Source organism: Desemzia sp. FAM 23988, from assembly GCF_045528365.1.
Lineage (GTDB): Bacteria > Bacillota > Bacilli > Lactobacillales > Carnobacteriaceae > Desemzia.
On record NZ_JBGQQS010000011.1, the window covers coordinates 40,310 to 53,259 of the forward strand.

General features: G+C 37.0%; 11 protein-coding genes. 9 read left to right on the forward strand and 2 right to left on the reverse strand.

The window, feature by feature from the left end; translation table 11 throughout:
* Positions 1–109 precede the first annotated feature (109 nt).
* The 5 genes from ACEN4L_RS07870 to ACEN4L_RS07890 all read left to right on the forward strand — a co-directional run bounded on the left by ACEN4L_RS07870 (position 110) and on the right by ACEN4L_RS07890 (position 6,482).
* Positions 110–1,903: a tellurite resistance TerB C-terminal domain-containing protein gene (locus ACEN4L_RS07870; RefSeq protein WP_407096572.1), complete on the forward strand. Its 1,794-nt coding sequence runs from the start codon at positions 110–112 to the stop codon at positions 1,901–1,903.
* Positions 1,896–3,224: an ATP-binding protein gene (locus ACEN4L_RS07875; RefSeq protein WP_407096571.1), complete on the forward strand. Its 1,329-nt coding sequence runs from the start codon at positions 1,896–1,898 to the stop codon at positions 3,222–3,224. Before ACEN4L_RS07870 ends, ACEN4L_RS07875 begins: the two co-directional genes overlap by 8 nt.
* A complete protein-coding gene (locus ACEN4L_RS07880; protein WP_407096570.1) occupies positions 3,224–5,296 on the forward strand; it encodes a DEAD/DEAH box helicase in 2,073 nt (690 codons plus the stop codon). The genes ACEN4L_RS07875 and ACEN4L_RS07880 overlap by 1 nt, the downstream gene beginning before the upstream one ends.
* Positions 5,297–5,896: 600 nt before the next feature.
* Positions 5,897–6,127 (forward strand): type II toxin-antitoxin system PemI/MazE family antitoxin, encoded by a 231-nt coding sequence (gene mazE / locus ACEN4L_RS07885; RefSeq protein WP_407096569.1) that lies wholly within the window; start codon positions 5,897–5,899, stop codon positions 6,125–6,127.
* Complete coding sequence (locus tag ACEN4L_RS07890) at positions 6,117–6,482, forward strand: type II toxin-antitoxin system PemK/MazF family toxin (protein ID WP_407096568.1); 366 nt, start codon at positions 6,117–6,119, stop codon at positions 6,480–6,482. The genes mazE and ACEN4L_RS07890 overlap by 11 nt, the downstream gene beginning before the upstream one ends.
* Positions 6,483–6,655: 173 nt before the next feature.
* Here ACEN4L_RS07890 and ACEN4L_RS07895 read toward each other — a convergent pair whose 3' ends face one another.
* Complete coding sequence (locus ACEN4L_RS07895) at positions 6,656–6,853, reverse strand: helix-turn-helix domain-containing protein (protein ID WP_407096567.1); 198 nt, start codon at positions 6,851–6,853, stop codon at positions 6,656–6,658.
* 375 nt (positions 6,854–7,228) lie between these two features.
* Here ACEN4L_RS07895 and ACEN4L_RS07900 point away from each other — a divergent pair, with 375 nt between their 5' ends.
* The 4 genes from ACEN4L_RS07900 to ACEN4L_RS07915 all read left to right on the forward strand — a co-directional run bounded on the left by ACEN4L_RS07900 (position 7,229) and on the right by ACEN4L_RS07915 (position 11,849).
* Complete coding sequence (locus ACEN4L_RS07900) at positions 7,229–9,133, forward strand: endonuclease MutS2 (protein ID WP_407096566.1); 1,905 nt, start codon at positions 7,229–7,231, stop codon at positions 9,131–9,133.
* A 337-nt stretch (positions 9,134–9,470) separates the two neighbouring features.
* The gene (locus tag ACEN4L_RS07905) at positions 9,471–9,845 is read left to right on the forward strand and encodes an iron chaperone (protein ID WP_407096565.1); all 375 of its coding nucleotides are present in this window, start codon (positions 9,471–9,473) and stop codon (positions 9,843–9,845) included.
* Between the two features lie 110 nt (positions 9,846–9,955).
* Complete coding sequence (locus ACEN4L_RS07910) at positions 9,956–10,927, forward strand: diaminopimelate dehydrogenase (protein ID WP_407096564.1); 972 nt, start codon at positions 9,956–9,958, stop codon at positions 10,925–10,927.
* A gap of 64 nt (positions 10,928–10,991) precedes the next feature.
* On the forward strand, positions 10,992–11,849 hold the full coding sequence (locus ACEN4L_RS07915; protein ID WP_407096563.1) for an AAA family ATPase: 858 nt from the start codon (positions 10,992–10,994) through the stop codon (positions 11,847–11,849).
* A 36-nt stretch (positions 11,850–11,885) separates the two neighbouring features.
* Here ACEN4L_RS07915 and ACEN4L_RS07920 read toward each other — a convergent pair whose 3' ends face one another.
* On the reverse strand, positions 11,886–12,413 hold the full coding sequence (locus ACEN4L_RS07920) for a DUF421 domain-containing protein (RefSeq protein ID WP_407096562.1): 528 nt from the start codon (positions 12,411–12,413) through the stop codon (positions 11,886–11,888).
* Between the last annotated feature and the right edge of the window lie 537 nt (positions 12,414–12,950).

Sequence of the window (12,950 nt, forward strand, 5' to 3'; positions counted from 1 at the left end):
CACTGAGAAAAAGAGTCTGAAAATAGAATGTGTGTTCTTGAATCTACAGGTCAATAGACGTATACTTAGAGCATATTTGCACAGTTGTTCGGAAAGGAGGGTGTTCAGGGTGTTTGAATTTTTAAACAAATTATTCGAAAAAAAGGAACTGACCGAACAACAAAAAGCGTCTATTATCGAATTAGTAGATAAGGACGACTCCTTTATCAATCCAAGAGATGTTGTAGTAGAAAAAAAACATTCTGGGAGGGCTGGTAAACAAGCATGGGTCAGTTCCATCACACCTTATATAAGGTTTAATGATGATTTTACCTATCAAGTAGAACAGGAAATTGTAGGATTATTTAATAGAGTGTGTGATGTTGTAGATGTGGAATTGAAAAAACGGCATCAAAATATCAAATACGTGACGGCTACTTATTACTACTCTCGGGAATCTGCTATTGACGAGATCTATCGGTTAGCTAGAAATGTAGTCGATTCTTTTTATAGACAAGAAGATAAAGAAGCGGCTAGTTTTATTTCTTTTATGCTGGAATCCATGCTATCTAGTGAGATTTGTTTCTTAGTGAGGAAAGAAATCGATGAATGCCGTGAAAGTCTTCCTTTTCCGGATGAAGAAACGAGAGAAGAATATAAATTAACCTCCTTTGGCACGAAAATCATTTGGTGGGATCCCTCAGGAGAGCTACGGAATAAACAGGCATTTGAGAGTACGCAAATGAACTGTTTCAATCGTGTAAACAAACGGGTCACTAAGTTTACGGAAGTTCCAGCCCTTATGACCCTTTGTTTGGAGAAGTACGCCGACTTGTTGCACATTGTGTTAGCTGATTTAGAAGATGAAACGATTAAGTGGAAAGTAAAGCCGAATAACTATTTCAGACAATTCTTTCGTTTGCCGTTATATGATGCTCGTATCTGGAGAGAGACAAACAGTCTGCCAACTAATCTCTATCTACTAGCTGAAAACAGCATTCGTAAAGAAATCGAAGGGTTTCGTTTGGCAGCAGATGAACAGAGCTGGCAAAGTCTGCAACAATATTTGCCGAAAAAAACGGTTCAGAAAATTCAAGCGTATCTAGATCCAAAAACGGAATTAAATTTTGATTACCCAACCATAATTAGTTTGAGAACCGTGTACAAGACCGCTTGGAATGAAGCAGCTAATTTTATTGTGGACGAACCCATAGAGAAAGTTCGTGTGAGTCTTGAGAACATAGCCAAAGATCCGGATTTGAAAAAGATAGCTACTAAGGTCATCAAGAACAGCGGCGATTCGGATAAGCAGATGCTGTTTATTTTCTTAATGGAAAAGAGAGCCATGCCATTATCAAAAGCCCAACAAAAACAGCGTGATGACTTCATCCACCCAACCCGACAAGAAGAGTATCAAGAGTTACTGGTTACTGAAGAGTTGGATTATGACAATGTGACGGTACTTTTGAAAAAACTAACGCAGCCGGCACGAAGGAAAATCAAGTTGAACAATGAATTGATTACTGCCTCCAATTCGGCACTGTACAACATCATTGATATGGTCGACGATTACCTGGACGAAAAAGAAATAGAGCCAGAAGTCCTCGTTCACAAGGAAATGCCAGTGGCAGAGGAATCAATGAAACCTGAAAATGTGGTGTCGGTCTCTGTTATAGAAGAGGCTGATGAACAAGAATTGGAACAAATGGAATTCTTGAACTATTTGGTGCAAAATAATGGAATTTCTTTAGAAGAGTTTAAACAGCAAGCAGCAAGAAAAGGTAAGCTATACCAAGCTTATCTGAATGAATTGAATGAGGTTTTATATGAAGTATTTGAGGATCAAGTGCTGATTATTGAAGAACAACAAGTCATTATTGAAGAAGATTTTATGGAAGAAATGAGGGAATGGATCAATGGTTGAAAAGAAACTGAGAAAGAAGGATGCCCAAGCCATTATTGACTCCTTGGAAGCAGGTGTTGTTCCTATCAAAGGAGTTCAGCACGTGTTGGTAGGGAGAAGCAATGAGGTCGAGGAAATCATCGCTACCTTACAGAAATTAGAAGACGGCAATAGTGATCTGCGTTTTTGGGTGGGCGATTTCGGTTCCGGGAAAAGCTTCGTTTTACGGACGATTGAATCGTTGGCATTGCAAAAGAATTTCGTGGTATCTACCCTTGATCTGACTCCGACACGTCGTTTTTATGATTCGTCAGGAAAAGCATTGGCGCTTTATAATGAAGTCGTCAATAAGATAACAATCAAGAATAACCGCAATGGGAATGCCATCGAAACAATTGTCCAACAATGGATCCAAGGACTGCTTGAGCAGATTGCTGCAGAAAATGAACTCAGTGTTCCTGCTTTACTTGAAAAGTCCAATTGGAAATTAGTGGAAAATGTCATTTTGAAGACAACGAATTCTTTCTACTCATCAGGGTTATCCTATGAATTTGGCCAAGCATTGATGAAATATTTTGAAGGAGTTGCAGAAGACAACATTTCCCTTCAAATTGAAGCCATTCGATGGATTCGCGGAGACATCACGACCAAAACAGAAGCTTCTAAAGAACTGGGAATCAAAAACATCATTAATGATTCAAATTATCTTATCGCATTGAAAAATCTAGCAGAATTGTTTTTGGAAATTGGCTACAAAGGATTTGTCATCAATTTTGACGAATCAGTCAATTTGTACAAATTACCTCGTTCTCTGACACGCGAAAAAAATTATGAAATGATTCTTAATTTGTACAATGAAACCAAAACGAATGAAGCAAAAGGGTTATTTATCAATTTTGGGGCGACGAAAAACACGGTCTATGATGAGCGCAGAGGATTGGCAAGTTATGGCGCGTTGAAAACTCGGTTTGGCAATGAATTGATGAAAAATAAAGCCTATGTTAACGTGAATAGTACCGTAATCGATTTGAAACCACTGACGCCTGAAGAGATTTTTATTTTGTTGAAAAAGGTATTGGAGATATACAATGTCGCTAATCAAACCGACTTAGTCGTGAAGGGCAGCGATATTGAAGAATACATGGAAGCACAATTGAATCGACCAGGTGCTGAGGCATTCTTGACACCACGTGCAGTCATTAAAGATTATATTGAGATTTTATCTTTGCTACGTCAAAACAAAGACTACTCGTTTAACCAGATTCTTGCTGAACGTTTTGGAAGAAAGACGGCTATGGTGGAGAAAGACGCGGATGACCATGATGAAATTGAGGTTTACTGATGCAAGCATTTGATAGATTAAACAGAGATATTCAGCACTATATATACGATAAAGGCTGGTCACAATTGACTAGAATACAAAGTGCGTCTATTAAACAAATTGCTCAAACGAATCATAACCTTATTTTATCTGCGCCGACAGCTTCCGGAAAAACAGAAGCGGCTTTTATTCCGGCACTAAACAGTGTGGAAAATTGGGATACTGGACTCAAGATATTGTACATCTCGCCATTAAAAGCCTTGATAAATGACCAATTCCAACGCATTAGTGAACTCTGTCAGTATCTGGATGTTCCGATTACCCGGTGGCACGGCGAAGCATCCCAAGCACAGAAAAGAAAAGTTGTTCAACACCCAAAAGGCATTCTACTGATTACGCCTGAATCGATTGAGGGTATGCTGGTGAATCGGCCTGGTGAAGCGCAGCATTTATTTGAAGGGGTCGAATGGATCATTATTGACGAGCTGCACAGTTTTCTGGGGACAGAACGGGGGATCCACCTTCAATCCCTGATACAGCGGATCAGTTTGTTTATGCAGAATCCGCGATTTATCGCAATGAGCGCAACTTTAAGCAAAATCGATTTTAGTTATGCGAAAGCTTTTTTTGGGAGCAAACGCGATACGGATATTCTTGTAGATCGGGACAAAAATGATTTGCTCGTTACCATAGACTACACCAGTGGTGAAGCAGGTCCATTTCTTTCAAGAGAATCCCTGGCCGCTATTTACCAGTATTCCAAAAACGAAACGATGCTAGTGTTTCCAAATTCGCGAAATAAGGTAGAAGAAATCACCCATAAATTGGAAAAGATGGCTACTAAAGAGAATCTCCCTATTCGATACTTTGCGCATCATTCATCAGTGGATAAAGTTTTGCGTGAAGAAGTCGAATTTTTTGCCAAAAACAATGAGCAGGATTTGTTTACCATTACGTGTACCTCGACATTAGAGTTGGGGATAGATATTGGATCAGTGGATAGCGTGGTACAGTACAGTTCGCCTCCTTCTACCTCTTCTCTCAGCCAACGACTAGGACGAAGCGGCCGTAGAACCCGGCAAAGCATCTTGCATATAGTCGAAGATGATCCCTGGGACATGCTTCAGACTTATTCGGCTCTGGATCTGCTAGAGAGAAAAGAAATGGATGCTACCGAAATGATTGAAATGCCGTACAATGCTTTGGCGCATCAAATGATGGCCATTTTGTTCCAAAAGACAAGTGTCCCTCTGGAATACTTAATGCAAATGAGCAAAAATTTCCCGGTTTGGACAGAGATTTCAGATGCAGATTTAGCTGCCTTGATTGATTATATGGTGGAAAACGAGTTCATTGAAATTTTGGGTACAGAAGCTATTGTGGGCTTGGAAGGGGAGCAGTTGCTGGGATTCAGAGATTTCTACGCTATGTTTATGACAACCAGTGATTTTTCTGTTCATTACCAGCATGAGCGCATCGGTAGTCTACCGTTTACACCTGATATCCAAATTGACAGTAAAATTCTGTTGGCAGGTAGAGTCTGGAATGTAAAAGACATTGATATCAAAGCGAAGCGAGTTATGGTCGAAAAGACAACAGAAGTAAAAGCTCCTAAATTCGTTAGTGATGCAGGATTCGTTTCCAATGAAGTGCGGGAAAATATGGAAATGCTGTTAAAGAATGGGACATATTTAAGCTTGAACAACGAGAAAATCAATCAAGATTTTGAGTTTATGAAGAGTGAATTGTTCCATGATGACGGAAATTATTGGTATGAGGACAATCAAGCGAACATTGGTATCGTGACTTTTAAAGGGACTCGATTCAATATTGCCTTGTTGCTGCTCATCAAGAGTATTGCTGATGAAGGAGAAAAATACCAGTTGCAGGACAAGCATTCTTTGATTACTGGCCCCAATATGAAAGTTATGATGGAAAGACTGAATAAGAATGAAGGTTCCATAGATAGTGTAGTAACATACCTCAAGAAAAATGAGAAGGCTATCGAAGAATTAACTGTCCACCAAAAATTTATGCACTTAGTACCTAAAACATTGAAAATTAAATGGATTTTGAAGAACTTTTTTCGTTAAGAGTTGAAGGGAAAAGATAAGAAATATATCAACAATAGCCAAAGTGGATTCGTTAGTTTAGAGAATCCACTTTGGCTGTTGCTTTATCTTATTTGAAGTTTACTTTTTACTCAACATCAAAATGAGACTCATATTCGAGTAGCAAGGAATTAACTTTTTTCAACTACCTCGAGTTTGAATGAACTAATTCAGAATAACCTCTTAATGTAAAATATTCGGTGATAGAAACTAAAAACGAATGATAATCGTTTCTTTATGAAGTGGACAAAAAAACGGGAAGACCATTACTATACAATTATAGGTTTCAGTACCTAAATACAATCGTAAAGGATGGTCTTTCTTGTAAACTATTTTAACGGAAATGATTGACTAATTAGGTGTAGATTTGGCGTTACAAGGACTTGATCAAATGACTTATAAAATTTTTTCCTAGCTTATAGTGAGTGATAAACGAAATAAAAAAATTGAAGAAAATCTGCTCATTTTGCGTAAATTATTATAAAGGTAATGCTAGCTTCACTATATTAAGGATAACTACTTAATTAATTGTAAGGGGTAATAATTACGTGTTATAATAACGTTGAAACGGAGGGGTTATTAATGACTACGATAAAGGCTAGAAAACAAGGCAATTCAATTATGATTACTATTCCTAGTTCGTTTGGTATTAAAGAAGGAGAAGAATTCTTTTTTATCAAAAAAGATAATGGTGCAATTACGATGATACCTAAAATTGAAGACCCTTTTAAAAATGCTCAAGATGGAGAATTTTATGTTCCAGATTTAAACGTTGATTACATGCCCACTGAAAGAGAACTAGATGGGTTATAAACCGAAGCAGAGAGATGTAGTCATCATTGATTTTGCACCGTCTAAAGGATATGAGATTAATAAGCGACGTCCTGCACTTGTAATGAGTAGTGATGACTATAATCGAGCTACCAATCTTGTTATTGTTTGTCCGATTACAACAACAGAAAAGGAAAAAGTTTTTCTCATCCCAATTTTATCAGAGAAGTTGCGTGCTAATGGAACAGCTGTTAGTAAAGTAAATACTAATCAAGTTTTTTCATTAGATTATACAGAACAGGCAAATAGACATATTCAATTTATAGATAGACTTGAAGAAGAAAACTTTTACCACATTGTTCAGATGTTTATGTATAATTTTTCTTTCAAAATTTAAGTTTCCATGAGGATTTTTGTATTTTAATTAAACAAAATAGAAGTCACCCACCAATTGTGCTGAAGAGGGTGACTTCTGTTTCAGTCAGTCAAAATCAATTCATTTTAAATGTCATTTTTAGAGTCTAACTGTTTATGAATTAGATTCTTCACTCTTTCAACATCTTGGAGCGCTTATGGATGTTTAGTATTTTTATCAATAAATGTAAGCTCTAAATTTAATGAATTTTCAATTTTAGCTATTAGTTCAATAGAAGGAATAGGAGCCAAAGTTTCAAATCTGGCAATTTGCACTTGAGAAAGTTGAGTTCTTTCAGTAAATTCTGTTTGCTCAATATTTTTTTTAAGAAATCTTAGATGAAATTGATGCAATAAAATGGACGGTTAATCTAAATATATCCTATCAGGAGCCGGAGAGTGTAAAATATTTTGTATAGAATTTTAACGCAATCATTTTAAATGACTCATTGACAGAACAATGTTTTTTTTGCTATAGTTCTAAATGAGAATAAATATAAACCTAGACGAATGGGGATTTTTTTGTGAGTGTAGCAGGTATCTAACCAGTAAGTTGAATAGCCGATAAACTATCAGTTTATTTGGCATGCTTATAAGTGATACCTGTCGATAGATAAAATATTGTATTCTAAAGACGATAGTATGTATGACTATGGTCTTTTTTTTGTACCCTCTAGGTTTAATGATTTATTTTGGGACAGGTATCTCTTCATCGAAAGGGAGAGAAGAATGGATAAAGAAACACTCACTAAATTACAATTTGATAAAGTTCAAAAAGAAGTTCAATCTAGAGCGATTGGGCATTACAGTAAAATCCGAATTGAAGAACTTGCACCACAAACGAACTTAGCAACGGTAAAAGTATGGCAGCAAGAAACACAGCAAGCTCGCTTGATTTTGGAAAGCAATCAGCATGTGCCATTTATGGGACTAATTAGAATTGACGCTTTAATGACGCAAGTGAAAAATGGGATGGTATTGTCTCCAGGGGACTTGATTGAATACGCTGATTTCCTTAGAAGTAGCCGTATGATCGAGCAGTTTTTTGATAAAAACCAATATCAAACTCCGCTGCTTTACCAATATAGTAAGAGTTTGCCGAGCTTATTAGAAATCGAAGAAGAGATTTATCAAAAAATCCAGCACCAAAAGGTCAGTGATGATGCATCAAGAAGTCTTAGAAAAGTACGCAGGCAAGTGCGGGAAAATGAAAAAGAGATTCAAGATAAGTTAACGAAGTTCTTAAAGCATTCGAGTAATAAGAATAAGATTCAAGACGGTATAATAGTTCAAAAAGACGGACGTTACACAGTCCCAATCAAGTCAAGCTATAAAAATAAAGTAGCTGGAAGTGTGATTGAACAATCCAATAAAGGTACAACAGTCTTTGTTGAACCAGCGGCCATAGCGAAACTAAATGAACAGCTGATTCTGTTAAAAGCCGAAGAAGTTGCAGAAGAATATCAAATATTAGCTCAGTTAACAGGTTTTCTGGCTGAGAATGAAACTACGATTGAATTCATTATAGAAACAATCACTGCATTTGATATGATTTTTGCGCGAGCAAAATATAGTCGAGAAATCAACGGAATCACTCCACTGGTGAATAAATCAGAGACTATTGTCATAAAAAAAGGCATCCATCCATTTTTACCAAAAGGATCGGTTCCGCTAGATTTCACTTTAGGCGAAGAACATCGTGGGTTAGTCATTACCGGAGCAAATGCTGGAGGCAAGACTGTGGTGCTAAAAACAGTTGGTTTATTAACTTTGATGACAATGTTTGGTTTACAGATTCCTGTTGCAGAAGGAACGGAAATAGCAGTATTCGATGAAGTAATTGTGAATATTGGAGATCAGCAAAGTATGGAAAATGCATTAAGTACTTTTTCTGGACATATGAACAATATCGCTTCTATTTTAAATAAGACAAAAAGAAATACTTTAGTTCTATTAGACGAAATTGGCAGCGGGACGGAACCGAACGAGGGTGCGGCTTTAGCTATCGCGATTATGGAAGAATTATATGCTAAAGGAGCTTTGGTCGTTACGACAACTCATTATGGAGAAATTAAACGTTTTGCTGAAGAACATGAGGATTTTATTCCAGCAGCAATGGAATTTGATCGAGAAACATTAACGCCTAAATTTATTCTTCATTTGGGCGAAAGTGGCGACAGCCAAGCTCTTTGGATTGCTAAAAAAGTTAATATGGCTTCATCATTGATTAAACAAGCTAAAAAATATATGGATAAAAAAGATTATCCAACCCAGAAAAAATCTTTTAGGAAAAGTGAAGTGAAGCTCGAAACTGGCACAAAGAAAAAGATTTTATTAGGAAAAGGGGACCGCGTTATTCTGACAGAAAGCCAACAAAAAGGGCTAATATATGAAGACAATGCTTCAGATAATGTTTACGTTTATTTTAATAAAGAAGTTGTAGAAGTACCGAGACAAAGAGTCCAACTGTTAACTTCTGCTAATGAACTGTACCCAGAAGGATATGATTTGGACATTTTGTTTACAGAGTACCAAACGAGAAAAACACGAAGAGACTTAGATCGTGGATCCAAAAAAGCCCAAAAACAATTAGACAAAGAGATGAAAGAAAGAAAATTCGATGAGAGAATATAAAGGCTAACTGAATAAAAAAATTTACACTAGCATCGCTAAGCATAATACTTTAGAGGTTCTAGTGTTTTTTTAGTCTATAGGGTAATTTAAATAGCGGACATTCAATAAAACATAGATTATTTTTCAGATGGAAAACTTTCTTCTTGTCGATAAAATATAAAATTAAAAGCTATTCCAATTTCAAAAATAGCAACGCGTTTTTGAACCATTGCAGATTAACTTACTTTTAGCTATTGGTATAAAAAAATTAGCCGATGACTATTTTCCTTTTGATAATACAACAGATAAAGGTACAATATCAGTAATAAGCATCTAGTGAATGATAGGAGGGATCATTTTGTCTGATACCAAAAAAAATCCAATAACAGTAGAAGAGTACATTCAAGAATTTCCTAAAGAAGTGCAAGAAATCTTGCAAAAAATTCGAGCTATCGTGAAAGAGGAAGCGCCAGAGGCACAAGAAAAAATCAGTTATGGGATGCCGACTTTTTCGTACAAGGGTGTATTGGTTCACTTTGCAGCTTATAAAAATCATATTGGCTTTTATCCTACTCCAAGCGGCATTGCCAAATTTGAAGAGCAATTAAAACCCTACAGACACGCTAAAGGATCTGTCCAATTTCTACTTTCAAAACCTATTCCATATGACTTAATCAGACAAATGATAAAAACTCGTGTAAAAGAGAATCTAACTAAAGCAAAAAATAAGTAACTAGGACTGAATAATTTTCTTATGTTTTGCTGTTTTTTAGTTGGGTATTTTAGCTATAATAAACTATAAGATAAAACAAGAAATCAGATAGTTTCGAAGGGAGAAACAGAATGACGATCAAAATCGGTATTGTAGGCTATGGAAATTTAGGTAAAGGTGTCGAAACGGAGTTAAAGCTTAACCCAGACATGGAATTATTAGGGATTTTTTCAAGAAGAAATCCTGCTCAAGTAGCCAGTGAATCAGCAGTCTATCACTTAGATGATATCCAACAATTTAAAGATAAAATCGATGTATTGGTCCTTTGCGGAGGCTCTCGTTCAGATATTCCGGAACAAGCTCCTGAATTGCAAAAAGACTTTACGACAGTAAACAGTTACGACAACCACGGAGAGATTCCAGCTCACTTTGACAGTATTAATGAGGTAGCTCTTGCGAACAATAATGTTGGAGTAATTGCCACTGGTTGGGATCCTGGGCTTTTTTCATTGAACCGTTTAGTGGCGGAAGCAGTGTTGCCAAAAGGAAATACGTATACTTTCTGGGGCAAAGGAGTCAGCCAAGGCCACAGCGATGCCATCAGACGTGTAGACGGCGTCAAAATGGGTGTGCAATATACGATTCCAAATGATGAATTGATCTCCCAAATCAAAGATGGCAAAGACGTTTCGTATACCAAAACTTCTTCACACAAACGGGTTTGTTATGTGGTGGCTGATGAGGGGGCAGACCAGGAAGCTATTACTCAAAGTATCTCTACCATGAAAGATTATTTTGAAGGCTATGAAACAGAAGTCCACTTTATTGATGAAGCTGAGTTCAAACAACAGCACACAGGTATGCCGCATGGCGGACGCGTAATTCGTCGTGGCTATACGGATGATGAAAATATGGCAGTGTACGAATTTAATTTGGAATTAGAAAGTAATCCTCAATTCACTGCAGCTGCAGCGATCGCTTATGCGCGAGCAGCACACCGTCTAGACAAAGAAGGCAATTATGGAGCTAAATCAGTTTTTGATATCGCACCAGCTTATCTTTCTCCTAAATCTGGGGAAGAATTAAGAAGAGAGTTACTGTAATCAACATAGAATCTCAGCGGACCGGTTTCGTTGAGATTTTTGTACATAAAAGGAGGGGGCAGCTGTGGGCTATTTAGATTATTTTACCTTTCCTGATGCAGAAGTAGAGTTTGATTTTTTCAACGCGATCAAACGAACGGTATATGACTCATTTTACCCTTTTCAAATCATGCCGAAGCACCGATTTGAACGGATTGATTTTGAACCAATCACGATTTTATATGGAGGAAACGGCTCAGGCAAGACGACCGCTTTAAATATCATTGCAAAGAAAACAGAGCTGCAGCGAGAGGCAATATTTAATCAATCGAATTTCTTTTCAGACTATTTGAACTATTGCTCTGTAGAATTAGTGCAGACGATTCCCACTCATAGCCGTATTATCACAAGTGATGATGTATTTGATTATATTTTAAACATTCGGAATCTTAATGAGGGAATCGATTATAAACGAGAAGACCTGTTTGAAGAATATTTGGAAAATAAATACTCCAAGTTTCAAATGAAATCATTGGATGATTATGAACAACTCCGCAGAGTGGTGGATGCAAGAAGGAAGACACAGTCCAAATACGTTCGCAATGAATTGATGGACAATGTCCGGGAATATTCCAATGGTGAAAATGCCTTTCGCTATTTCACTGAGAAGATAGAAGAGAATGGATTGTACCTTCTTGATGAGCCGGAAAACAGCCTTTCTCCCCAGCGGCAAATGGAATTGATGAAACTGATAGAAGATTACGCGCGTTTCTTTGGCTGTCAGTTTGTCATTTCTACGCATTCGCCATTTCTGCTAGCTCTCAAAGGGGCGAAAATCTATGACTTGGACAACGATCCTGTAGATGTCAAAAAATGGACCGAACTGGACAATGTGCGCACGTATTATGATTTCTTTAAAGAACATTGGATGGAGTTCGAGTAACATGTAAGTGACCAGAGATAAGACGGAAAATGGATTTCAATTATCATCTTTCCCTTTTTTTACGTTTTTAAGACTTGAGATAGTTGGTTTTTCATTAGACGAATTGCTGATAACTGAAAAGGTGCCATCTGTTTCGAGAATAACTGCCCTTACTTCATCAAGAGAAGCGTAACCATTTGAACGGACGGCTTGTAATATTTCTTTTTCAGGAACGCGTTCCTTTTTCATAGAAAATCTATTGAACTGTCCATCGTAATAAAGTAACTTAGGGGACGATTTGATTAGCTGACTAAAAAAATCTGAACGAACTGAAAGCCATGAAGTGATAAATTGGAGTAAGACAAGCAGGCCAAAAGCCAGTATTCCATCCACCAAGGCAATATCTTGACTCGTTAATATGCTTCCTAATACAGAGCCTAACGCGACAGTAACAATGAAATCAAAGGAATTCATTTTAGATAAGGTACGTTTGCCGGAAATTCTCAAAACGAGCAGAATCAGTATATAAGAAAGAGTGCCCACAACAAGAATCCGGATGAGTGAAGAAGAGTCGCTAGTAAACATTTTTTATCTCCTTTCATTAAATGTTGATAATTTTGATTTAGTAATAGTGTATTCAAATTATACAGAAAAGAGATACTTTTGTTAAATAGTAACAGCCCCGCACTGTTAATTTCCACGTATTAGCCATTTCTGCTGGCATTTAAAGAGACTCAAATATATGATTTTTATAGTGATCCTGTAGATGTCAAAAAATGGACCGAACTGGACAATGTGCGCACGTATTATGATTTCTTTAAAGAACATTGGTGTAAATTTGAATAGAGTGGTTCCTTTATATTAGCTAGTTCTTTTCGATCAAGCCCTTATTCCTGTTAAGTACACAAAAAGTGAAACAGCTTCGTTTTTTATTGAATGGGCAAATAGACATTTGTCTAGTAAAGGTAAGGACCATTTGGATGCCTCGTTCCTCTTCGAATAGACGCTATTTGGTTAGTAAGAGCCATTCGGATGCTTCATGCCACCTCAAATGGATGCTATTAGCCAAGTAAGAGCCATTCGAGAGGCATCGTCTACCCAAAATGGACGCTATTAGCCAAG

What these genes read in the sequence shown, in the direction of transcription:
- ACEN4L_RS07880 (WP_407096570.1), top strand. Translation starts at nt 3,224, where the DNA reads ATGCAAGCATTTGATAGATTAAACAGAGATATTCAGCACTATATATAC.
- mazE (WP_407096569.1), top strand. Translation starts at nt 5,897, where the DNA reads ATGACTACGATAAAGGCTAGAAAACAAGGCAATTCAATTATGATTACT.
- ACEN4L_RS07920 (WP_407096562.1), bottom strand. Translation starts at nt 12,413, where the DNA reads ATGTTTACTAGCGACTCTTCTTCACTCATCCGGATTCTTGTTGTGGGC.
- ACEN4L_RS07890 (WP_407096568.1), top strand. Translation starts at nt 6,117, where the DNA reads ATGGGTTATAAACCGAAGCAGAGAGATGTAGTCATCATTGATTTTGCA.
- ACEN4L_RS07900 (WP_407096566.1), top strand. Translation starts at nt 7,229, where the DNA reads ATGGATAAAGAAACACTCACTAAATTACAATTTGATAAAGTTCAAAAA.
- ACEN4L_RS07910 (WP_407096564.1), top strand. Translation starts at nt 9,956, where the DNA reads ATGACGATCAAAATCGGTATTGTAGGCTATGGAAATTTAGGTAAAGGT.
- ACEN4L_RS07875 (WP_407096571.1), top strand. Translation starts at nt 1,896, where the DNA reads ATGGTTGAAAAGAAACTGAGAAAGAAGGATGCCCAAGCCATTATTGAC.